This window comes from Cupriavidus neocaledonicus (assembly GCF_000372525.1).
In the GTDB taxonomy this organism is placed as follows: Bacteria; Pseudomonadota; Gammaproteobacteria; order Burkholderiales; family Burkholderiaceae; genus Cupriavidus; species Cupriavidus neocaledonicus.
Window position 1 is genome coordinate 118,466 of the sequence record NZ_AQUR01000105.1, and the last position, 21,484, is coordinate 139,949.

General features: G+C 67.4%; 17 protein-coding genes. 11 read left to right on the forward strand and 6 right to left on the reverse strand.

What is annotated here, in order from left to right; all coding sequences use genetic code 11:
• Window positions 1–170: 170 nt before the first annotated feature.
• The 4 genes from clpS (at window position 171) to A3AG_RS0124710 (ending at window position 4,809) form a co-directional block, all read left to right on the forward strand.
• A complete protein-coding gene (gene clpS / locus A3AG_RS0124695; RefSeq protein WP_010814998.1) occupies window positions 171–497 on the forward strand; it encodes an ATP-dependent Clp protease adapter ClpS in 327 nt (108 codons plus the stop codon).
• A complete protein-coding gene (gene clpA / locus A3AG_RS0124700) occupies window positions 494–2,788 on the forward strand; it encodes an ATP-dependent Clp protease ATP-binding subunit ClpA (RefSeq protein WP_018007976.1) in 2,295 nt (764 codons plus the stop codon). The genes clpS and clpA overlap by 4 nt, the downstream gene beginning before the upstream one ends.
• A gap of 129 nt (window positions 2,789–2,917) precedes the next feature.
• Window positions 2,918–3,916: a tripartite tricarboxylate transporter substrate binding protein gene (locus A3AG_RS0124705; RefSeq protein WP_018007977.1), complete on the forward strand. Its 999-nt coding sequence runs from the start codon at window positions 2,918–2,920 to the stop codon at window positions 3,914–3,916.
• A gap of 44 nt (window positions 3,917–3,960) precedes the next feature.
• A complete protein-coding gene (locus A3AG_RS0124710; protein WP_026164451.1) occupies window positions 3,961–4,809 on the forward strand; it encodes a VOC family protein in 849 nt (282 codons plus the stop codon).
• Between the two features lie 56 nt (window positions 4,810–4,865).
• Here A3AG_RS0124710 and dut read toward each other — a convergent pair whose 3' ends face one another.
• The 5 genes from dut to A3AG_RS0124735 form a co-directional block, all read right to left on the reverse strand.
• A complete protein-coding gene (gene dut / locus A3AG_RS0124715; protein WP_018007979.1) occupies window positions 4,866–5,366 on the reverse strand; it encodes a dUTP diphosphatase in 501 nt (166 codons plus the stop codon).
• A gap of 28 nt (window positions 5,367–5,394) precedes the next feature.
• Complete coding sequence (coaBC, locus tag A3AG_RS0124720) at window positions 5,395–6,597, reverse strand: bifunctional phosphopantothenoylcysteine decarboxylase/phosphopantothenate--cysteine ligase CoaBC (protein WP_018007980.1); 1,203 nt, start codon at window positions 6,595–6,597, stop codon at window positions 5,395–5,397.
• A 46-nt stretch (window positions 6,598–6,643) separates the two neighbouring features.
• A complete protein-coding gene (gene lspA / locus A3AG_RS0124725) occupies window positions 6,644–7,174 on the reverse strand; it encodes a signal peptidase II (RefSeq protein WP_018007981.1) in 531 nt (176 codons plus the stop codon).
• Window positions 7,174–10,065, reverse strand: coding sequence for an isoleucine--tRNA ligase (ileS, locus tag A3AG_RS0124730; protein WP_018007982.1), 2,892 nt, complete (start codon window positions 10,063–10,065; stop codon window positions 7,174–7,176). Before ileS ends, lspA begins: the two co-directional genes overlap by 1 nt.
• Window positions 10,066–10,185: 120 nt before the next feature.
• Window positions 10,186–11,196 (reverse strand): bifunctional riboflavin kinase/FAD synthetase, encoded by a 1,011-nt coding sequence (locus A3AG_RS0124735; RefSeq protein WP_026164452.1) that lies wholly within the window; start codon window positions 11,194–11,196, stop codon window positions 10,186–10,188.
• 244 nt (window positions 11,197–11,440) lie between these two features.
• Here A3AG_RS0124735 and A3AG_RS0124740 point away from each other — a divergent pair, with 244 nt between their 5' ends.
• Window positions 11,441–13,246 (forward strand): hybrid sensor histidine kinase/response regulator, encoded by a 1,806-nt coding sequence (locus A3AG_RS0124740; protein WP_420840091.1) that lies wholly within the window; start codon window positions 11,441–11,443, stop codon window positions 13,244–13,246.
• Window positions 13,247–13,301: 55 nt separating this feature from the next.
• Here A3AG_RS0124740 and A3AG_RS0124745 read toward each other — a convergent pair whose 3' ends face one another.
• Window positions 13,302–13,961, reverse strand: a complete 660-nt coding sequence (locus A3AG_RS0124745; protein ID WP_012353747.1) for a response regulator — start codon at window positions 13,959–13,961, stop codon at window positions 13,302–13,304.
• Window positions 13,962–14,214: 253 nt separating this feature from the next.
• Here A3AG_RS0124745 and purN point away from each other — a divergent pair, with 253 nt between their 5' ends.
• From purN to nadC, 6 genes are all read left to right on the forward strand, one after another.
• A complete protein-coding gene (gene purN / locus A3AG_RS0124750; RefSeq protein ID WP_018007984.1) occupies window positions 14,215–14,883 on the forward strand; it encodes a phosphoribosylglycinamide formyltransferase in 669 nt (222 codons plus the stop codon).
• Window positions 14,880–16,283, forward strand: coding sequence for an RsmB/NOP family class I SAM-dependent RNA methyltransferase (locus A3AG_RS0124755; protein ID WP_018007985.1), 1,404 nt, complete (start codon window positions 14,880–14,882; stop codon window positions 16,281–16,283). Before purN ends, A3AG_RS0124755 begins: the two co-directional genes overlap by 4 nt.
• 58 nt (window positions 16,284–16,341) lie before the next feature.
• Window positions 16,342–17,739 (forward strand): mechanosensitive ion channel family protein, encoded by a 1,398-nt coding sequence (locus A3AG_RS0124760; protein WP_018007986.1) that lies wholly within the window; start codon window positions 16,342–16,344, stop codon window positions 17,737–17,739.
• 394 nt (window positions 17,740–18,133) lie between these two features.
• Window positions 18,134–19,324 carry a DesA family fatty acid desaturase gene (locus A3AG_RS0124765; protein ID WP_018007987.1) on the forward strand — a complete coding sequence of 397 codons (1,191 nt, stop codon included), beginning with the start codon at window positions 18,134–18,136 and terminating at the stop codon, window positions 19,322–19,324.
• Window positions 19,325–19,450: 126 nt separating this feature from the next.
• Entirely contained in the window at window positions 19,451–20,605 is a 1,155-nt protein-coding gene (gene nadA, locus A3AG_RS0124770) for a quinolinate synthase NadA (RefSeq protein ID WP_018007988.1), read from the forward strand.
• Complete coding sequence (nadC, locus tag A3AG_RS0124775; protein ID WP_018007989.1) at window positions 20,602–21,465, forward strand: carboxylating nicotinate-nucleotide diphosphorylase; 864 nt, start codon at window positions 20,602–20,604, stop codon at window positions 21,463–21,465. Before nadA ends, nadC begins: the two co-directional genes overlap by 4 nt.
• Window positions 21,466–21,484 lie beyond the last annotated feature (19 nt).

Genomic DNA, 21,484 nt, shown 5'->3' on the forward strand with positions numbered 1-21,484 from the left:
TGAACCGGCGGTCGCCGGCCCGGATTTTCGGGCGGTGCGGCGACGTGCCTTGCAAGGCCTACCGCGGAACCATCCGCTCCCATTGACCTCGGAAAACCGGTGGCCGGACTCTTGAATCCACCGCCTTTTCCCCAAATTGCAGAGTTGCGAGTAAGGGTTAGAATAAAGCCATGGCTACACGGCTTGCGAATGTCCCACAACGCGAAGCGGGCACCATCCTGGAGCGCAAAGAGCAGGCGCTGAAACCGCCTGCCATGTTCAAGGTGGTGCTGCTGAACGACGACTACACTCCGATGGAGTTTGTCGTGATGATCCTGCAGCAGTATTTCAGCAGGGACCGGGAAACGGCGACGCAGATCATGCTGACCGTGCACCGGGAAGGAAAGGGCGTCTGTGGTATCTACACCAGGGATATCGCGGCGACTAAGGTCGAGCTGGTGTCAACGCACGCGCGGCAGGCGGGACACCCCCTGCAGTGCGTGATGGAGGAAGCATGATTGCGCAAGAATTGGAAGTGAGCCTGCATATGGCTTTTGTCGAAGCCAGGCAGGCACGCCACGAGTTCATTACCGTGGAGCACCTGCTGCTGGCATTGCTCGACAATCCGACGGCAGCTGAAGTCTTGCGCGCCTGCGCGGCCAATATCGAGGACCTGCGCACCAGCCTGAAGAACTTCATCGCGGACAACACGCCGGTGGTGCCGGGTACCGACGAGGTCGATACCCAGCCCACGCTGGGTTTCCAGCGCGTGATCCAGCGCGCCATCATGCACGTCCAGTCGACTTCCAACGGCAAGAAGGAAGTCACCGGCGCCAACGTGCTGGTCGCGATTTTCGGCGAGAAGGATTCGCACGCGGTCTATTACCTGCAGCAGCAGGGCGTGACGCGCCTGGACGTGGTCAATTTCATCAGCCACGGCATCCGCAAGGACCAGTCCGAGCCCGCCAAGCACGGCGAGGCGGCCGGCGAGGGCGAGGGCGGCGACGGCAAGGAAAGCCCGCTCGAGCAATACACCCAGAACCTGAACGCGCTGGCCAAGGCGGGCAAGATCGATCCGCTGATCGGCCGCGAGAGCGAGGTCGAGCGCGTGGTCCAGGTGCTGTGCCGCCGGCGCAAGAACAACCCGCTGCTGGTGGGCGAGGCCGGCGTCGGCAAGACCGCGATTGCGGAAGGCCTGGCGTGGCGCATCACCAAGAACGAGGTGCCGGACATCCTGGAAAAGGCCACCGTCTACTCGCTCGACATGGGCGCGCTGCTGGCCGGCACCAAGTACCGCGGCGATTTCGAGCAGCGCCTGAAGGGCGTGCTGAAATCGCTCAAGGACAACCCCAACGCGATCCTGTTCATCGACGAGATCCACACGCTGATCGGCGCGGGCGCCGCCTCGGGCGGGACGCTCGACGCGAGCAACCTGCTCAAGCCGGCGCTGTCCTCGGGCCAGCTCAAGTGCATCGGCGCGACCACCTTCACCGAATACCGCGGCATCTTCGAGAAGGACGCGGCGCTGTCGCGGCGCTTCCAGAAGATCGACGTGGTCGAGCCGTCGGTGGACCAGACCGTGCAGATCCTGCGCGGGCTGAAGTCGCGCTTCGAGGAACACCATGGCGTCAAGTACGCGTCGTCGGCGCTGACTGCCGCAGCCGAGCTGTCGGCGCGCTTCATCACCGACCGCCACCTGCCGGACAAGGCCATCGACGTGATCGACGAAGCCGGCGCGGCGCAGCGCATCCTGCCCAAGTCCAAGCAGAAGAAAACCATCGGCAAGGGCGAGATCGAGGACATCGTCTCGCGCATCGCGCGCATTCCGCCGCAGAGCGTGAACCAGGACGACCGCAGCAAGCTGCAGACGCTGGAGCGCGACCTGAAATCGGTGGTGTTCGGCCAGGATCCGGCAATCGAGGCGCTGGCGTCGGCGATCAAGATGTCGCGCGCGGGCCTGGGCAAGACCGACAAGCCGATCGGCTCGTTCCTGTTCTCGGGTCCCACCGGCGTGGGCAAGACCGAAGTCGCCAAGCAGCTGGCCTTCATCATGGGCATCGAGCTGCTGCGCTTCGACATGTCCGAATACATGGAGCGCCATGCGGTGAGCCGCCTGATCGGCGCGCCGCCGGGATACGTCGGCTTCGACCAGGGCGGGCTGCTGACCGAGGCCGTCACCAAGAAGCCGCACTGCGTGCTGCTGCTGGACGAAATCGAGAAAGCGCATCCGGATATCTTCAATATCCTGCTGCAGGTGATGGACCATGGTTCGCTGACCGACAACAACGGCCGGCGCGCCGACTTCCGCAACGTGATCATCATCATGACCACCAACGCGGGAGCGGAGACCATGAACCGCGCCACCATCGGCTTCACCAGCTCGCGCGAGCAGGGCGACGAGATGGCCGACATCAAGCGCATGTTCACGCCGGAGTTCCGCAACCGGCTGGATGCCACCATCAGCTTCCGCTCGCTGGACGAGGAAATCATCCTGCGCGTGGTCGACAAGTTCCTGATGCAGCTGGAAGAGCAGCTGCACGAGAAGAAGGTGGAAGCCAGCTTCAGCGAGAAGCTGCGCAAGTTCCTGGCGCACAAGGGCTTCGACCCGCTGATGGGGGCGCGGCCGATGCAACGACTGATCCAGGACATGATCCGCAAGGCGCTGGCCGACGAGCTGCTGTTTGGCCGCCTGGTTTCCGGCGGCAAGGTGGTGGTGGATCTGGACGAGCAGGACCAGATCAAGCTCGATTTCTCCGAGATCGAGCCCGAACCGCCCGAGGCACCCGAGGAACAGCGCGCAGAAGCCTGAGCGATATTCGGCCGCGTTGCCAGCAACGGGGTCGATCATCGGGCAAAATAGCGGGGCGGCCACACTGGCCGCCCCGTTTCCTTTGCCCTGCCGCCCCACGCCTCCAGCGCCCCGAAACCGAACACCCCGATGTCCTCTGCCGAACGCACGCGGCGCCGCCGCCTGCTGCTCAAGATCCTGCCGCTGGGCGCCTTGCCGGGCCCGATGTTCCATGCCACCGCCGCCGATGGCGCCGCCAGCCACCGTCCGATCGTACTGGTGCTGCCGTTCCCGCCGGGCGGCAGCGTCGACATCGTCGCGCGCCAGCTGCAGCCCGGACTGAAGGCGGCGCTGGGGCAGACCGTGGTGGTGGACAACAAGCCGGGCGCGGGCGGGCTGATCGCGTCGAGCACCGTGGCGCGCGCCCGTCCCGATGGCAATACGCTGCTGATGGCGTTCGACACGCATGCGATCAACCCGTTTGCCTACAAGCAGCTGCCCTACGACACCTTCCGCGATTTCTCGCCGATCTCTCAGCTGGTGCGCTTCCCGCTGGTGATCGCCGCCAACCCGGCGCTGCCGGCGTCGAACGTGCGCGAACTGGTGGCGCTGGCCAAGGCCCGGCATGACGGCGTACGCTATGCGTCGTCAGGCATCGGCAGCCTGAACCAGCTCGCGGCCGAGGCGCTGGCGACCGAGGCCGGCGTGCATATGCTGCACGTGCCCTACAAGGGCGGCGGCCCGGCGGTGCAGGCGGTGCTGTCCAATGAGGTCGACATCTTCTTCAGCAGCTATGCCGCGGTGCAGGCGCACGTGGCCGCGCGCACGATCAAGGTACTGGGCGTGACCGGCACCAGCCGGCTGCGCCAGTTGCCGCAGGTGCCGACGGTGGCCGAGCAGGGCCTCAAGGGCTTCGAGGCGTATTCGTGGATCGGTGTATTCGGTCCGGCCGACCTGCCGGCGGCGACGGTGACGCGCCTGCATGGCGCGCTGGTCGAATCGCTGCGCCAGCCGCGCGTGGTCGAGGCGCTGGGCGCGCAAGGCTTCGAAATCGTCGGCGGCAGCCCGTCCGAGCTGGGCCAGCTGGTGCGCCGCGAGCATGACAAGTGGCAGGCGGTGGCGCGCAAGGCCAATATCCAGTTCGAATGAACCAGTCCGGCGCCGCCGCGCGCCATGCGTCCGGGGGGATGCCGATGGCAACGCAAGCAGCAATGTTCGATCACGCCGTGGTGGTGTGCCCCGACCTCGATGCCGGAGCCCAGGCCTGGCAGCGGCTCGGCTTCACGCTGACGCCGCGCGGCTACCACACGCTGGGCTCGCAGAACCACTGCATCATGTTGCAGCGGGACTACCTCGAGCTGCTGCACGTGACCGCGCCCAGCCCCAGCCGGCAGTATTACTGGGACGCCCAGCAGCGTGGCGGCGGCTGTGCGGCGATGTCGTGCAAGAGCGCCGATGCCTTTGCCACCGCGGCGCGGCTGCGTGCGGACGGCTGGCATACCTCGGAACCGATCGAATTCTCGCGTCCGGTGCGGCTGGACGATGGCAGCGAGCATCCGGCCACCTTTCGCGTGACCGCGCTCGACGATGCCCCGGGCGCGCGCTATTTCGTCTGCGAGCACCGCACGCCCGAGCTGCTGTGGCGGCCCGAATGGATGCGCCATGCCAACGGCGCGCACAGCATCGCGACCATGTTCCTGGTGGTGGCGCCGGCGCTGGTGGATGCCGCCGCGCGCGCCTATGCCGAGCTGACCGGCGGGGAACTGACACAGCTGAGCGAACATGTCAGCAGCCTGGCGCTCGACAATGCCGCGCTGGTGCTCAGCACGCCGCAGGCGCTGGCGTCAGCCACCGGCAGCGCGCATATCCGGCGCGAAGGGCCGGGGTATGCGGCGATCCGGCTGCGTACCCACGACCTTGCGGCAGCCCGTGCCGGCTGGCGCGCGCAGGGCGTGCCGATCCACGACCTGGGCCCGCGCGAAACCCTGGTGCCGGCCGATGCCGCCAGCGGCGTGGCCTTGCTGTTCGAGCAGCAGGACTGAAATGCAAACTGGCGCCCCGCGGGGCGCCAGTGCTTCATGCCGGGGTCGGCCGCCGGTCAGGCGCCAGCCTTGGCGTGATGCACGCCGGTCGAGCCAAAGCCGCCCGCACCGCGTTCGCTGTCCTCGCTGAATTCCTCGACCGTCGAAAACACCGGTCGCAGCACCGGCACGAACATCATCTGCGCAATGCGCTCGCCCGGCTGGATCACGATCGGCTCGGTGCCCGGCGCGTTGCGGTTCCACACGCTGACCATGATCTGGCCCTGGTAGTCGGCATCGATCACGCCGATCGAGTTGCCCAGCACCAGCCCCTTCTTGTGGCCCAGGCCCGAGCGCGGCACGATGGTCGCGGCCATGTACGGATTGCCCATGTGCACGGCGATGCCGGCCGGCACCAGCTGCGCGGGCGTGCCCGGCGCGATCGCCACGGGCGCGTCGACACAGGCGTGCAGGTCGATGGCGGCGGCCATCTCGCTCTGGTAGGCGGGCAGGCCCCATTCGTTCAGGCGCGCATCGAGCACCTTGATTTCGACGGTCGGGTTCAGAGGCTGGGTCATAAGCAATCTCGGGAATGCGTTGCAAAAGTCAGGGCCGCGCGCGACCGGGCAGGCGCTGGCCGATGGCCGCGACCAGCTGGCGTGCCAGTGACAGCTTGTCGGCGCGCGGCAGCCGCGTCATGCCGGCGGCGTCGAACAGCACGATCTCGTTGTCGTCGAGGCCGAAGGTGTGGTGGCCGATATTGCCCACCAGCAGCGGCACGCCCTTGCGCTGGCGCTTCTGCTCGCCGTACTGCTCCAGGTTCTCGCTTTCGGCGGCAAAGCCGACGCAGTAGGGCGCGTCGGCGCGGGCCGCTACCGCGGCCAGGATGTCGGGGTTCTGCACGAACTGCAGCGTGGGCGTATCGGTATCGCTGGCCTTCTTCAGCTTCTGCTGCGCGACCTCGGCCGGGCGCCAGTCCGCCACCGCGGCCACCGCGACAAAGACATCGACGCCGCTCAGCTGCGCCATCACCGCGTCATGCATCTGCTGCGCGCTGCGCACGTCGGTGCGCATCACGCCGCGCGGGGTGGGCAGGCCGGTGGGGCCGGCCACCAGCAGCACTTCGGCGCCGGCCTCGCGCGCCGCGCGCGCGATCGAGAAGCCCATCTTGCCTGACGACAGGTTGGTGATGCCGCGCACCGGATCGATCGCCTCGAAGGTTGGGCCCGCGGTGATCAGCATGCGCTTGCCTTGCAGCGGCTTGGGCTGGAAGAAGGCGATGATGTCGTCGAGCAGCTCCTCGGGCTCCAGCATGCGGCCGTCGCCGACTTCGCCGCAGGCCTGGTCCCCGCTGCCCGGGCCCAGGATCACCACGCCGTCGGCGCGAAGTTGGGCGGCGTTGCGCTGGGTGGCGGGGGCGGCCCACATCTGGCGGTTCATCGCCGGCGCCACCAGCAGCGGGCAGTCGCGCGCGATGCACAGCGTGCTCAGCAGGTCGTCGCACAGGCCGTTGGCCAGCCGCGCCATGAAGTCGGTGGACGCAGGGGCGATGACAATGGCGTCGGCCTCGCGCGAGAGGTCGATATGCGCCATGTTGTTGTCGATGCGCGCATCCCATTGCGACAGGAAAACCGGCCGGCCCGACAGCGCCTGCATCGTCACCGGCGTAATGAAATGCGTCGCCGCCTCGGTCATGGCCACCTGCACGGTGGCGCCGGCCTTGGTCAGCAGCCGGACCAGTTCGGCCGACTTGTAGCAGGCGATGCCGCCGGTCAGGCCGAGAACGATGTGCTTGCCGCGCAAATCCATGGTGGGAACCTGGCTGGGGAGGGAAGAGGAATGGTACCGGTGCCGCTCAGTGCTTGCGCACCCGCCGCAGCTCGTCGACGATCAGCAGCACCGCGCCCACCGTGATGGCACAGTCCGCGACATTGAAAGCCGGCCAGTGATACCTGCCCATGTAGAAGTCCAGGAAATCGATCACGTGGCCGTAGACCACGCGGTCGATCACGTTGCCGACCGCGCCGCCCAGGATCAGCGACACCGCGAAGCAGAACAGCCGCTGGCCGGTATGGCGGTACAGCAGCCAGACGATGAACGCGCCGACCACCACGCCCAGGCCGGTGAAGAACCAGCGCTGCCAGCCGCCGGCGTCAGCCAGGAAGCTGAACGCCGCGCCCTTGTTGTAGACCAGCACCAGGTTGAAGAAGCCGGTCACCGGGCGCGACTCGCCGTAGCTGAAGCTGCGCACGATCACGATCTTGAAGAACTGGTCGAGCAGCACCACCAGCAGCGCAAAGGCCATCCACAGCAGCGGGGTGGTGCTGCCGGCAGCCTTGTTGTTGCGGCGCGCCGGGCGCGCCGAACGGGACGTGGTCGATGCCATCAGGCATGGCTCCTGTGTTCGCCGGCGCCGAACAGGTTGCTGTCGCAGCGGCCGCAGAGGGTGGGGTGGTCGGGGTTGTGGCCGACGTCGGCGCGGTAGTGCCAGCAGCGCTCGCACTTGGCATGCGCCGACGGCGTCACCGTCACCAGCAGGTCGCCGGCCTCGGGCGCTGGCGCGACCTTGGCCGACGAGGTCAGCAGCACGAAGCGCAGGTCGTCGCCCAGGCTTTGCAGCGCCGCCAGCACCGGACCACCGGCCTGGATGGTCAGCTCGGCCTGCAGCGACGAACCGATCTCGCCTTCCACGCGCACCGCTTCCAGCTGCCGGGTGACCTCGGCGCGCACCTCGCGCAGCGTATGCCATTTCTGCAGCAGGTCGTCGGCGTCGTCGACTTCCGGCACGGCGTAATAGGTGCTGGTGAAGATGGTGTCGGTGTGCGCGGTGCCATGGGCGAACACCTGCCACGCTTCCTCGGCGGTAAACGACAGGAACGGCGCCATCCAGTGCAGCATCGCCTGGGTGATGTGGTACAGCGCGTTCTGCGCGGCGCGGCGCGCCTTCGAGTCCGGCGCGGTGGTGTACAGGCGGTCCTTCAGCACGTCGAGGTAGAAGCCGCCCAGGTCCTCGGAGCAGAAGGTCTGCAGCTTGGCCACCACCGGGTGGAATTCATAGGCCTCGTAGTGCGACAGCACTTCCTTCTGCAGCTGCGCGGTCAGCGCCACGGCGTAGCGGTCGATCTCCAGCCACTCTGCCGCCGGCAGTGCGTGCCTGGCGTGGTCGTAGTCGGACAGGTTGGACAGCAGGAAGCGCAGCGTATTGCGGATGCGGCGATAGCCCTCCACCACGCGCTTGAGGATCTCGTCCGAGATCGACAGCTCGCCGGAGTAATCGGTCGAGGCCACCCACAGGCGGATGATCTCGGCGCCCATCTTGTTCGCAATGTCCTGCGGCGACACGGTATTGCCGATCGACTTGGACATCTTGCGGCCTTCGCCGTCGACGGTAAAGCCGTGCGTCAGCAGCGCCTTGTAGGGCGGCTTGCCATACAGCATCGAGGCGGTCAGCAGCGACGAGTGGAACCAGCCGCGGTGCTGGTCCGAGCCTTCCAGGTACAGGTCGGCCAGGCGGCCGTCGGCCTCATCGGCGGCCGCATCGTACAGGTCGTCGCGGTGCGAGCCGCGGATCACGGTCCAGTGCGTGGTGCCGGAATCGAACCAGACATCGAGCGTGTCGCGGTTCTTTTCATACTGGCTGGCCTCGTCGCCCAGCAGCTCGGCCGGATCCAGCGTCTGCCAGGCCTCGATGCCGTGCTGCTCGACGCGCCTGGCGATCTGTTCCAGCAGTTCGGGCGTGCGCGGATGCAGCGCGCCGGTTTCCTTGTGCACGAAGAACGCCATCGGCACGCCCCACTGGCGCTGGCGCGACAGGGTCCAGTCCGGGCGGTGGGCGATCATGTTGTGCAGGCGCTGCTTGCCCCACGACGGATAGAACTCGGTCGCCTCGATGCCCGCCAGCGCGGTCTCGCGCAGCGTCGGCACGGGCTTGCCGTTTTCCTCGGCCGGGTCCACGTCCATGCCCGCGAACCACTGCGAGGTGGCGCGGTAGATGATCGGCGTCTTGTGGCGCCAGCAGTGCATGTAGCTGTGGGTGTACCGGTGCGAGTTGAACAGGTTGCCCGATTCCTGCAGCGCCTCGACGATCTTCGGGTTGGCGTCCCAGATCGAGAGCCCGCCGAACAGCGGCAGCGTGCCGGCGTAGACGCCGTTGCCCATCACCGGGCTGATGATGTCCGCATCCGGCATGCCGTGCGCTTTGCATGACTGGAAGTCTTCCACGCCATAGGCCGGCGCCGAGTGCACGATGCCCGAGCCGGTGTCGGTGGTGACGTAGTCGCCCAGGTAGACCGGCGAGAGCCGGTCATAGCCCGCGTCCATCCTGGCCAGCGGATGGTGGAAGCGGATTTCCGACAGCGCCGCGCCGGTAGTGGTGGCGACGACTTCGCCCTGCAGGTCGTAGATCTTCAGCTGCTCTTCGACGCGCTCGGTGGCCAGGATCAGGTGGCCGCGCGGGGTGTCGACCAGCGCGTATTCCACCTCGGGGTGCACGTTCAGCGCCTGGTTGCTCGGGATGGTCCACGGCGTGGTGGTCCAGATCACGATCCAGCCCGGCCTGGCGTCGAGCTGCTCGACCGGCACCTTGAATGCGTGCGCCAGCTTGTCGGTCTCGGCGAACGGGAAGCCCACGTCGATCGACAGGTCGACCTTGTCCTTGTATTCGACTTCGGCCTCGGCCAGCGCCGAGCCGCAGTCAAAGCACCAGTTCACCGGCTTCAGGCCGCGGAATACATAGCCCTTTTCCATGATCTTGCCGAGCGCGCGCAGTTCGTCGGCCTCGTTGCTGTAGTTCATGGTCAGGTAGGGGTGGTCCCAGTCGCCCAGCACGCCCAGGCGCTCGAAGTCCACCATCTGCCGCTTGATCTGCTCGGTGGCGTAGGCGCGCGCCTTGGCCTGGACTTCCTGCACCGGCAGGCCCTTGCCGAACTTCTTCTCGATCTGGATCTCGATCGGCATGCCGTGGCAGTCCCAGCCCGGCACGTAGACGGCGTCGAGCCCGGTCAGGCCGCGCGCCTTGATGATCATGTCCTTGAGCACCTTGTTGACGGCGTGGCCGATATGGATATCGCCGTTGGCATAGGGGGGGCCGTCGTGCAGCACGAACTTCTTCGCGCCCTTGCGCGCCGCGCGGATCTTCTTGTAGAGCTGCTTGTCCTGCCACTGCTTGACCCATTGCGGCTCGCGCTTGGGCAGGTCGCCACGCATCGGGAAGGGCGTGTCGAGCAGGTTGACGGGATACTTGTTCTTCTCGGGCTTGGCGCGTTTGTCGTCAGACATTTCGATTCTCAGGGCAATTCGGTTGGCGCGGGGCCGGCGCTGGGCCGGCGGGCGCGCGTGAAGGCTGGGGCAGGCGGCGTGCGAACCGGGCCCGCGCAGCGGGATGCGGGGCGCCGGCCGCTACCTAATTCGGTCGGTGGCCGAGGTGGCGAAATCGCGGCCGCCGCTGCCGTCCGCCGCCACCGCCGCCGCGGCGCCGGGCGCCGTCAGGCCGAAAAAGGCGCGCGCATCGGCGCTGTCCTTGGCGATCGCGGCGGTGAGTTCGTCCAGGGAGTCGAAGCGCGCCTCGTCGCGCAGCTTTTTCATGAATTCGACCCGCACCAGCTTGCCGTACAGGCTGTCATTGAAATCGAACAGGTGGACTTCCAGCAGCACCCGGCCGGCGTCCTCGATGGTGGGGCGCACGCCGATGCTGGCCACGCCGGGCAGCGGATGGTCGGCAATGCCGTGCACCTGCACCACGAAGATGCCGCTGACCGCGGGCCGCTTGTGCGAAATGCGCAGGTTCAGCGTCGGGAAGCCCAGGTCGCGGCCCAGCTTGCGGCCGTGGATCACGTGGCCGCTGATGGCGTAGCCGTGGCCGAGCAGGCGCCGTGCGTGCTCCAGGTCGCCATCGGCCAGCGCCTGGCGCACCGCCGAGCTGGAGATGCGGATGCCGCCCTCGGACACCGAGCCCATCTGTTCGACATCGAAGCCGTAGCGGCGCCCGGCCTCCTGCAGGTAGGCAAAGTCGCCGGCGCGTTTGGCGCCGAAGCGGAAATCGTCGCCGACTAGCAGCCAGCGGGTATGCAGGCCATGCCAGAGCACGTTCTCGACGAATTCCTGCGGTGACTGGCCGGCAAAGTGGGCGTTGAAATGTTCCACCACCACGCGGTCCACGCCGTTGCGGCGCAGGCTTTCGAGCTTGTCGCGCAGCAGCGCGATGCGGGTGGGGGCCTTGTCCGGCGTGAAGAACTCGCGCGGATGCGGCTCGAAGGTCATCACGCACAGCGGCAGGCCGCGCGCATCCGCCGCCGCCCGCGCACGCGCGAGCAGCGACTGGTGGCCGCGATGCACACCGTCGAAATTGCCGATGGTGAGCGCGCAGGGCGCCCGGCTCTCGGCGTTGGGCAGGCCGCGGAAGACTTTCACGGGGACGGCGGGAAACGTTTCGGGTAAAGCGAGCATTATAAGGCGAATGGGTCGGCTTGCCGCTGCCGCCGCCCCCGGCCGGTCCCTGCGCTGCGGCTTTTGTGCCGCAACCGGCCCTCCCGCCATGGCGCGATGCCGCAAAAGGCGGCATGATAGGCGCCACTTTGGCTCATTAACGGGATCGCTGCGGGCATCCAGCGCGGTATGCCCGATCTTCCCCATTCCCGATTCCCAGTTGAAAGCGCTGACCTATCGGTTCTTTTCCCGGCTCCTGCCCACGGGCCTGCCTCAGCCGAGCGCCCAGCTCGATGTCGAGACGCGCGCCAAGCTGATGGCCATCGTGCACAAGAATGCGCCGACCGCCATCGTCGCCTCGGTGCTGCTGCCCGCGCTGACCACCATCGGTTTCTGGAACGACGTCAGCCCCGCCGCGCTGCTGGGCTGGTGCGCGGTGATGCTGCTGCTCACGACCGGGGGGCTGTGGTTCTACATTGGCTACCAGCGCGACCACGCCCTGATGAGCCGTTCCGCGCACACGCACAAGTGGTGGAACAATATGCGCGCGGTCGCTTTCCTGACCGGCGTGACCTGGGGCAGCTCGGCGCTGCTGCATTTGTATACAGCTTCGCCGGTGTTCTCCAGCGTGCTGTACCTGCTGACGCTCGGCGTGCTTGCCGGCGGCGCGGTGTCGCAGGCGCCGGTGCCGTCGAACCTGGTCTACGCCGGCGTGCCGATCCTGGTGCCGAACCTGCTGATGGCGGAATTCGCCTTCCCCGGCCACGGCGTCTATGTGCAGGGCCTGCTGGCCATCTACGCGCTGATGCTGTCGCGCCACGCCTTCAACCTGCAGGTGACGCTGGTGCGCGCGATCCAGCTGGAGGGCGACAGCCGGCGCCTGGCCAAGCAGTTCCAGGACGAGAAGGAGCGCGCGCTGCATGCCAGCGAAGAGAAGTCGCGCTTCCTCGCCGCGGCCAGCCATGACCTGCGCCAGCCGGTGCATGCGCTGGTGATGCTGGTCGAGGCGCTGCGCGCGCGCAACCAGTCGAGCGCGCTGCATCCGCTGGTGGAGCAGGTGGCGGCGGGCACGCAGACCATCGACCTGCTGTTCCGCTCGCTGCTGGACCTGTCCAAGCTGGAAGGGCGCAAGGTCCTGCCGACGCTGGAACCCTGCGAGCTGGGCGCGCTGATCCGCGACGTGATGAGCCAGTTTGCCGCCGACGCGCGCGAAAGCGGGCTCACCCTGACCCCGCGCGTGCCGGACGAACTGTACGCGATGGCCGAACCGGTGCTGCTGCGCCGGGCCTTGTTCAACCTGGTGCAGAACGCGCTGCGCTACACCCAGCGCGGCGGCGTGCTGGTGACCGCGCGCCAGCGCCGCAAGAGCGTGCGGCTGGAGGTGTGGGACACCGGCGCCGGCGTCACGCCCGAGCATCTGCCGGACATCTTCTCGCCGTACTACCAGGTCCACAACCCGCAGCGCGACCCGTCGCAGGGCCTGGGGCTGGGGCTGGCGATCTTCAAGGAATGCGTGCGGCTGATGCGCGGCACCTATGGCGTGCGCTCGGTGCCGGGCAAGGGCTCGGTGTTCTGGTTCGCGCTGGCGCCGGTGCCGGCCGAGACCGTGGCCAGCGTACGCGAGATGCGCGCCATGGCGCAGGCCGAGGAGGCCAAGCCCGATCGCCTGCAGGGCACGGTGCTGGTGGTCGACGACGACAGCCAGATCCGCAAGGCGTGGATCGCGCTGATGGAGGCCTGGGGCATCCGCGTGGCCTGCGCCGCGCACGGCGCCGAGGCCGACAAGCTGTTCGCGCAGGGCCTGCGCCCGGACATCATTTTCTGCGACCTGCGCCTGCCCGGCAGCGAGAATGGCCTGGACCTGCTCGAGCGCTGGCAGAACACGCAGCCGCAGGCGCGCAGCGCATTGCTGACCGGCGACCTCAAGTCAGCGGCGCTGGCGGCGGCGGAAGAGGCGGGTTATTTCGTGCTGCCCAAGCCGGTGGATCCGGCCTCGCTGCGGATGCTGCTGCGGCGCTGGCTGCGTCCGGCCTGAGGCAGCGGCGGGCGCGCCCGGCGAGCGGGGAGGGCGGGGAGGGCGGTGGCGGGCCTTACTGGCGCAGCCGGAACCGTTCCATGCGCGACATCACCTGCATGCGGGTGCGCACGCCCAGACGCTGCAGGATGGCGGACACGTGTTCCTTGACGGTGTTCTCGGTCAGCCCCAGCCGCCGCGCGATCACCTTGTTGGGCAGGCCTTCCAGCACCAGCGCCAGCACCGAACCCTGGCGCGGCGTCAGGCCCAGTTCGGCGGGCGTGACCGGAATGCCGTGGGCCGGGCCGAACGATTGGGCGCGCCCGTTGAGCGCTTCGTCGGTGGGGAAGGCGGTATCGCCGGCCAGCACCTTGCGTACCGCGGCGGTGAAGGCATTGGCATCGAGATGCTTGCCGACGAAGCCGCATGCCGACAGCGCACGCGCGCGGCCGACGATTTCAGGGGTGGCTTCGGCCGACATGAAGATAAAGCGCGCGCCCGGGATGACGGTCTTGAAAGTCTGCATGGCATCGAAGCCGGTACCGTCGTTCAGCCAGATATCGAGCAGCACGATATCGGGGCGCAAGCCTTGCTGCAGGCTGGCCAGGGCCTCGCGGGCGCTGCCGGCGGCATGGACTGCCACATCCGGCATGACTTCGGCCAGGAAGGCGGTGGTCCCTGACAAGGCCATAGGATGATCATCGACCACCAACAACGTCGGTGCAGCGTTCGACATGCGAATTCCCGTTCAAATATCCCGTTTCGTCCTTGTTGTCACCTTTCCGGAGAACCTGTGTCATGCACAGGAATGGCGCGTGGACGTAGGGCCCACTCTAGCAGAGGGGGCGAAGCGTCACAATCCATCAATCGGGTTATACGGCTTCGCTACCACAGGCCAGCAAGCCGGCGCCTGTCCGGATCTCGTGAATTAAGCACGTACTGGTTTGGCTTTACCGGAGTTTAGCGCCTCGCCTTGGTAGAATTGCGCGATGAAAAAAATTGTCATCTTGATTTCCGGGCGGGGCTCCAATATGGAAGCCATCGTCCGTGCCTGCGCGGACGGCGGCTGGCCCGCCCGCGTGGCGGCGGTGCTGTCGAACCGGCCGGACGCCGCGGGCCTGCAGTTTGCGCGCCAGCAAGGCATTGAAACCGGCGTGGTCGACCATCGCCAGTACCCCGACCGCGCCGCCTTCGACGCGGCCCTGGCCGAGGCCATCGACGCGCATGCCCCCGACCTGGTGGTGCTGGCGGGCTTCATGCGTATACTTACGCCCGGCTTTGTCGATCGCTACGCGGGCCGGCTGCTGAATATCCATCCGTCGCTGCTGCCGTGCTTCCCCGGCCTGAACACCCACCAGCAGGCGCTGGATGCCGGTGTCAAGCTGCATGGCGCCACCGTGCATTTCGTGACCCCGGAGCTGGACCATGGGCCGATCGTGATCCAGGCCGCGCTCGACGTGCTGCCGGCCGATACGCCCGAGACCCTGGCCGAGCGCCTGCTCGCCTGCGAGCACATGATTTATCCGCGCGCGGTGCAGTGGTTCGTCGAGGACCGGCTGCGGCTGCAGAACGGCGTAGTCAACGTTATCAACCCGGCCGAACCGCAATTGCTGATGGCCATCTCCGCCGCGACCCCGGCGGCAGGAGTCCAGGCATGAGCCGTACCCAGGCAGGAAACCGTTCCCCGCGCGGCGAGGGCCGCGCCCCCGCGCGCAGCAAGGGCAAGAGCAGCCCGATCCGCAGGTCGCCCAATGCCGCCGGTGCCAACGGCGCCGCTACGCGTGTGCATGGCGGGCTGCATGCCACCCATATCCAGCATATCGATCGCCTGCTGGGCAAGGTCATGCTGTTCGCGCGACCCGCCGATGCGGTGGTGAGCTATTACTTCCGCGAAAACGCCAAGCTCGGCCACCGCGAGCGCGGCATCATTGCCGAAGCGATCTACGCGGTGCTGCGCCGGCGCGTCGAGTTTGCCCAGTTTGCCGAGAGCGGCACCGGCGCGGCCTCGCGCCGCCTGGCGCTGCTGGGCCTGGCGGCGACGCTGGGCCGCGATGCGCTGTCGCCGTTCCTCTACCCCGATGAAGCCGCGTGGCTGGACCGCCTGACCACCATCGAGCGCTCCAGCCTGGCACCGCGTGTGCGCGCCAACCTGCCCGAGTGGCTGTACGACGAACTGGTGCGCCAGCACGGCGAGGCCTTTGCCGCGGCGCTGGGCGATGCCTGGCTGCGCCCGGCGCCGCTGGACCTGCGCGTCAACCTGGGCAAGACCAGCCGCGAGGCCGCGCTGGCCGAGCTGCAGGCCGCGGGCCTGGGCGCCGAGCCTACGCCGATGGCGCCGGCCGGCATCCGCATGACCGGCAAGCCGGCCCTGAACCAGCTGCCGATCTTCGTCAACGGGCTGGTCGAGGTGCAGGACGAGGGCAGCCAGCTGCTGTGCAGCCTGGTGGCGCCGCGGCGCGGCGAGATGGTGGTCGACTTCTGCGCCGGCGCGGGCGGCAAGACCCTGGCGCTGGGCGCGGCGATGCGCTCGACCGGCCGGCTCTACGCCTTCGACGTGTCGGAAAAGCGCCTGGCCAACCTGAAGCCGCGGCTGGCGCGCAGCGGCCTCTCCAATGTCCATCCGGTGCTGATCGACTCCGAACGGGACGCCAAGATCAAGCGCCTGGCGGGCAAGGCCGACCGCGTGCTGGTGGACGCGCCGTGCAGCGGCCTGGGCACGCTGCGCCGCAACCCCGACCTGAAGTGGCGGCAGTCGCCGGAGTCGGTGCTGGAACTGACCGCCAAGCAGACTGCGATCCTGGACTCCGCGGCGCGGCTGGTGAAAGGCGGCGGCCGCGTGGTGTACGCGACCTGCAGCGTGCTGGAAGCCGAGAACGAGCAGATCGTGCGCGATTTCCTCGCCGCGCATCCCAACTTCCGCCTGGTGCCGGCCGCCGAAGTGCTGGCCGACCAGAAAATCGAAGTGCCGGGGCTGCCGGACAATGGCATGTTTGCCTTGTACCCCCACCTGCACCAGACCGATGGCTTCTTTGCCGCGGTGCTGGAGCGCGCCAGCTGATCGCGGTTTCCCGCCGCACCGCCCGCGCCGCGCGGGCGGCCCTCACTGAATCTGCACCATGAACGGTGAAACCCTGTCTGACCTCGGCGGCCTGAAGGACCTGAAAGCCTCGCATTCGATGTTCGGCAAGATGCTGGACGACCTGATCCGCGATGCCGGCGGCCCCGGCTTTTTCTGGCAATTGCTGGTGCTGGCCGGCTGCCTGCTGGTGGCGTGGCCACTGGCGCGCTTCGTGGTGCGGCGGCTGGAGGCGCGTTACGAGGCCTCGAGCTTCTCGGTGCGCTTCGCCGCCGCCAGCCTCGAGCGCGCCATGTTCCCGCTGGCCGGCTGGGCGCTGGTGCTGGTGGCCCGCTTCGCGCTGGCGCCGCTGATCCCGGTCAGCGTGCTGCGGCTGGCGCTGGTGCCGCTGTTCGGCATCACCGCGCTGAATTTCACCTTCTATGTGCTGCGCCGCGTGATGTCCGGCAGCGGCCAGCTGCACGGCATGCTGCTGCTGGTGGAGAAGGTGCTGACCACGCTGGTCTGGGTCGGCATGGCCCTGTACGTGCTGGGCGTGCTCGGCGACGTGGTGGGCTGGATGGAGAGCGTGCGTTTCTCCATCGGAGGCAAGCAGAAGATCAGCGTGGCCGAGACCCTGATGGCGGTGGTCTGGATCCTGCTGACGGTGCTGGTGGCGCTGTGGTTCGGCTCGTGGCTGGAAGAGCGGCTGATGCGTTCGGCCAACCTCGACGGCAACCTGAAGGTGGTGCTGACGCGTATCTCCAAGGCCTTGCTGCTGCTGGTGTCGCTGCTGCTGAGCCTGTCGCTGGTCGGCATCGACCTGACCGTGCTGTCGGTTTTCGGCGGCGCGCTGGGCGTGGGCCTGGGCCTGGGCTTGCAAAAGATCGCCAGCAATTACATCTCGGGCTTCATCATCCTGCTGGACCGCTCGGTCAAGCTTGGCGACCAGATCACGGTGGACAAGTACACCGGCATCGTGTCGCAGATCCGCACCCGCTACACCGTGGTGCGCAACGGCGACGGCGAGACGCTGGTGCCGAACGAGCAGCTGGTGGCGCAGTCGGTGCAGAATCATTCGTTCTCGAATACCAACGTGCGCGTGGCGACGCGCGTGCAGGCCGACTACAGCGCCGATCCCGAGACCGTGATCGCGCTGCTGACCGAATGCGTGCGCACGCTGCCGCGCGTGCTGCCAGACCCGGAGCCGGCGGCGTTCCTGGTGCTGTTCGCCGACAGCGGCATCGAATATGAAGTCGCGGTGTTCGTGGCCGATCCGCAGAACGGCAAGCTCGGGGTGCAATCGGCGATGAACCGCGCGATCTGGCGCACCCTTCGCGAGCACGGCATTTCCATCCCGTACCCGCAGCGCGAGTTGCGTGTGATGCATGAGACGCTGCCCGCGGGCCCCGTCGGGCCAAAGGCAAATGCGTTGCCAGAAGCCGCCAACGCCTCCTGAGCGCCCGGACCACGGGCTGCACCGCACGGGCGGCGGATGCGGCACCCGTGGAACGAAAAGCGTTGCTCTCCGTCCAAATCCGGGAAATAGCGTATGCTTGCGCCCTTGGCGATCCGGTAGAATGCCGGGTTGTCGCGGGTTGAGACATCCCGCTCCCACATCAGACAGCCGCCAGATTGCAGCGGCTCGTACCCGGCTCTCATCCATGAGCCGCTAGCCACGGCGGGCGCCACGCGTGCCTGCCCTGGGGGAGCCCGGAGCGACTTCGGGTCCCGTGGCAAGCGCCAGACAGCTATCGCAATCAATAGATTCGCAGCTATTTTTTCTGCGCGTTGTGTGTACCGGCTCAGCCGGCTTGCACGGGAAAGTCCCTGTTTAACCGACGGAGAACAGTTTGTTCGACACTATTCTTGACTGGGCCGCCAACGGCCTTGCCAACTGGACCTGGTGGGAGATCGTCATCTACACGCTGGTGATGACGCATATCACGATCGCCGGCGTCACCATTTTCCTGCACCGCTGCATGGCGCACCGGTCGCTGGACCTGCACCCCATCGCGCAACACTTCTTCCGCTTCTGGCTGTGGCTGACCACCGGCATGGTCACGCGCGAGTGGACCGCCATCCACCGCAAGCACCACGCCAAGTGCGAAACCGAAGACGACCCGCACAGCCCGCAGACGCGCGGCATCCGCAAGGTACTGCTGGAGGGGGCCGAACTCTATCGCGCCGAGGCCAAGAACAAGGAAACCATCGCCAAGTTCAGCCATGGCTGCCCCAATGACTGGATCGAGCGCAACCTGTACTCGCGCTTCACCTGGCAGGGCGTCGGCCTGATGCTGATCATCGACCTGGCGCTGTTCGGCGTGATCGGCATGACCGTGTGGGCGGTGCAGATGCTGTGGATCCCGATCCATGCCGCCGGCATCATCAATGGCCTGGGCCACTGGTGGGGCTATCGCAACTACGATTGCGAGGACGCGTCGACCAACGTGTCGCCGTGGGGCCTGATCATCGGCGGCGAAGAGCTGCACAACAACCATCACACCTACCCGACCTCGGCCAAGTTCTCGATCAAGTGGTATGAGTTCGACGTGGGCTGGGGCTATATCCGCGCGATGCAGGCGATCGGCCTGGCCAAGGTCAAGAAGATCCCGCCCAAGGCGCGCCTGGTGGAGGCCCGTCCGGTCGACCACAACACGCTGGAAGCCATCATCGCCAACCGCTATGACGTGATGGCGCGCTACGCCAAGGCCGTCAAGGGCGCGTTCCGCCAGGAACTGGACAAGCTCAAGGAAGGCGGCGTGGCCGAGTACCGCAGCTTCAAGCCCGCCAGCAAGTGGTTCCACCGCGAGGAAACCAAGCTGGCCGCGCAGCAGCGCGAGCAGCTGGCGAGCATCGTCGAGAAGAACAAGGCGCTGCAGACCTTCGTCGAAATGCGCCGTGAACTGGCCGCCATCTGGGGCCGTTCCAACCTGACGCGCGAGCAGCTGCTGCAGCAGCTGCAGGCCTGGTGCCACCGTGCCGAGGCCAGTGGTATCCAGGCGTTGCACGATTTCTCGCTGCGCCTGCGCCGCTACGCCTGATACAATTCGGCCGCGCCGTATGGTTTGACAAAGCCCCGCCCATGGCGGGGCTTTTGTTTTAGATAAACTCCCCCATGTTCTGGCCGGCCGCACCCTGTTGGCGGAGGTCTAGAGGAGTACCCGGAGATGACCCCACAATCGATCAAGACCGTCGAGTTCGAGAAGCCGAACCTGGCGGGTGCCCAAAACGCCGCTGGCGCCAGCTGTGTGGCCCATGCCTGGGCCAAGGTGCCGCCGGTGCTGTCGCCCGATGAGCGGCAAGCGCTGAAGGCGCGTATCCGCCGCTTGCTGAAGGAGCGCAATGCGGTGCTGGTGGCGCACTACTACGTCGACGCCGACCTGCAGGACCTCGCCGAGGAGACCGGCGGCTGTGTCTCCGACTCCCTCGAAATGGCCCGCTTCGGCCGCGACCACGAAGCCAGGACACTGGTGGTGGCCGGCGTGCGCTTCATGGGCGAGACCGCCAAGATCCTTAGCCCCGAGAAGACCGTGCTGATGCCGGACCTGGATGCGACCTGCTCGCTCGACCTGGGTTGCCCGGCCGACGAGTTCGCGGCCTTCTGCGATGCCCACCCGGATCGCACCGTGGTGGTCTACGCCAACACCAGCGCCGCGGTGAAGGCGCGCGCCGACTGGATGGTGACTTCGAGCATCGGCCTGAAGATCGTCGAGCACCTGCACGCGCAGGGCAAGAAGATCCTTTGGGCACCCGACAAGCACCTGGGCAGCTATATCCAGAAGCAGACCGGCGCCGACATGCTGCTGTGGCAGGGCTCGTGCCTGGTGCACGACGAGTTCAAGGGCATCGAGCTGGACCTGCTGCGCCGCGAATTCCCCAACGCCAAGATCCTGGTGCACCCGGAATCGCCGGAGAACGTGGTGGCGCAGGCCGATGTGGTCGGCTCCACCTCGCAGCTGATCGAGGCCGCGCAAAAGCTGGACGCGACCGAATTCATCGTCGCCACCGACAACGGCATCCTGCACAAGATGCGCATGGCCGCGCCCGGCAAGCACTTCATCGAGGCGCCGACCGCCGGCAACAGCGCCACCTGCAAGAGCTGCGCGCACTGCCCGTGGATGGCGATGAACGCGCTGACCAACCTCGCCGAGGTGCTCGAGACCGGCCGCAACGAGATCCACGTCGATCCGGCCATCGGCGCCAAGGCGGTAACCTGCATCAACCGCATGCTCGACTTCGCCGCCGCGCAGAAGCGCAATGTACGTCCGTCGTCCGACCTGGCGCAGGAACAGGCGCTGTTCCAGGGGATCGGCCCGGCATGAGCGTGAATCCGATTTTCGACAGCTACGGCCCGGCGCTGCAGGCAGCGCTGCAGGCCAATGTGCAGGCCGCCATTGCCGAGGATGTCGGCAGCGGCGACCTCACCGGCCTGCTGGTGCCGGCGGACAAGGCCGCGCACGCGCGCGTGATCGTGCGCGAGTCGGCGGTGCTGTGCGGCCAGCCGTGGTTCGACGCGTGCATGCGTGCGGTCGACCCGGCGCTGGCGGTGCGCTGGCTGCAGCAAGAGGGCGCGCGCATGGCGCCGGATTCCGTGGTGTGCGAGATTACCGGCCCGGCGCGCTCGCTGCTGACCGCCGAACGTCCGTCGCTGAACTTCCTGCAGCTGCTGTCCGGCGTGGCCACCGTGACGCGCCGCTATGCCGACCTGATCGCCGGCACCCGCGCGCGCGTGCTGGATACGCGCAAGACGCTGCCGGGGCTGCGCCTGGCGCAGAAGTACGCGGTCCGCATCGGCGGCGGCGAGAACCAGCGCCTGGCGCTGTACGACGGCATCCTGATCAAGGAGAACCATATCGCCGCGGCCGGCAGCATCACCGCCGCGCTGCAGGCGGCGCTGGCGCTCGATACCGATGCCTCGGTGCAGGTCGAGGTGGAGTCGCTGGCGGAGCTGGAAGAAGCCCTGGCAGCAGGCGCGAAGTCGGTGCTGATCGATAACTTCACCGTGCCGATGATGCAGGACGCGGTGAAGATCAACCAGGGCAGGGCGTTGCTCGAGGTATCGGGCGGCGTCAATGCCGAGACCATCCGCACGTTCGCCGGGACCGGCGTGGACCGGATCTCGGTGGGCGCGTTGACCAAGGACGTGCGCGCGACGGACTACTCGCTGCGTATCATCGGCTGACGCATTGCCAGCGCGAAGG

Excerpts from the sequence above, each read along its gene's own strand:
- A3AG_RS0124755 (WP_018007985.1), top strand. The coding sequence starts at position 14,880 with ATGAGCCGTACCCAGGCAGGAAACCGTTCCCCGCGCGGCGAGGGCCGC.
- nadA (WP_018007988.1), top strand. The coding sequence starts at position 19,451 with ATGACCCCACAATCGATCAAGACCGTCGAGTTCGAGAAGCCGAACCTG.
- purN (WP_018007984.1), top strand. The coding sequence starts at position 14,215 with ATGAAAAAAATTGTCATCTTGATTTCCGGGCGGGGCTCCAATATGGAA.
- A3AG_RS0124760 (WP_018007986.1), top strand. The coding sequence starts at position 16,342 with ATGAACGGTGAAACCCTGTCTGACCTCGGCGGCCTGAAGGACCTGAAA.
- clpS (WP_010814998.1), top strand. The coding sequence starts at position 171 with ATGGCTACACGGCTTGCGAATGTCCCACAACGCGAAGCGGGCACCATC.
- A3AG_RS0124705 (WP_018007977.1), top strand. The coding sequence starts at position 2,918 with ATGTCCTCTGCCGAACGCACGCGGCGCCGCCGCCTGCTGCTCAAGATC.
- A3AG_RS0124710 (WP_026164451.1), top strand. The coding sequence starts at position 3,961 with ATGGCAACGCAAGCAGCAATGTTCGATCACGCCGTGGTGGTGTGCCCC.
- A3AG_RS0124745 (WP_012353747.1), bottom strand. The coding sequence starts at position 13,961 with ATGTCGAACGCTGCACCGACGTTGTTGGTGGTCGATGATCATCCTATG.
- coaBC (WP_018007980.1), bottom strand. The coding sequence starts at position 6,597 with ATGGATTTGCGCGGCAAGCACATCGTTCTCGGCCTGACCGGCGGCATC.
- lspA (WP_018007981.1), bottom strand. The coding sequence starts at position 7,174 with ATGGCATCGACCACGTCCCGTTCGGCGCGCCCGGCGCGCCGCAACAAC.
- dut (WP_018007979.1), bottom strand. The coding sequence starts at position 5,366 with ATGACCCAGCCTCTGAACCCGACCGTCGAAATCAAGGTGCTCGATGCG.
- nadC (WP_018007989.1), top strand. The coding sequence starts at position 20,602 with ATGAGCGTGAATCCGATTTTCGACAGCTACGGCCCGGCGCTGCAGGCA.
- ileS (WP_018007982.1), bottom strand. The coding sequence starts at position 10,065 with ATGTCTGACGACAAACGCGCCAAGCCCGAGAAGAACAAGTATCCCGTC.
- clpA (WP_018007976.1), top strand. The coding sequence starts at position 494 with ATGATTGCGCAAGAATTGGAAGTGAGCCTGCATATGGCTTTTGTCGAA.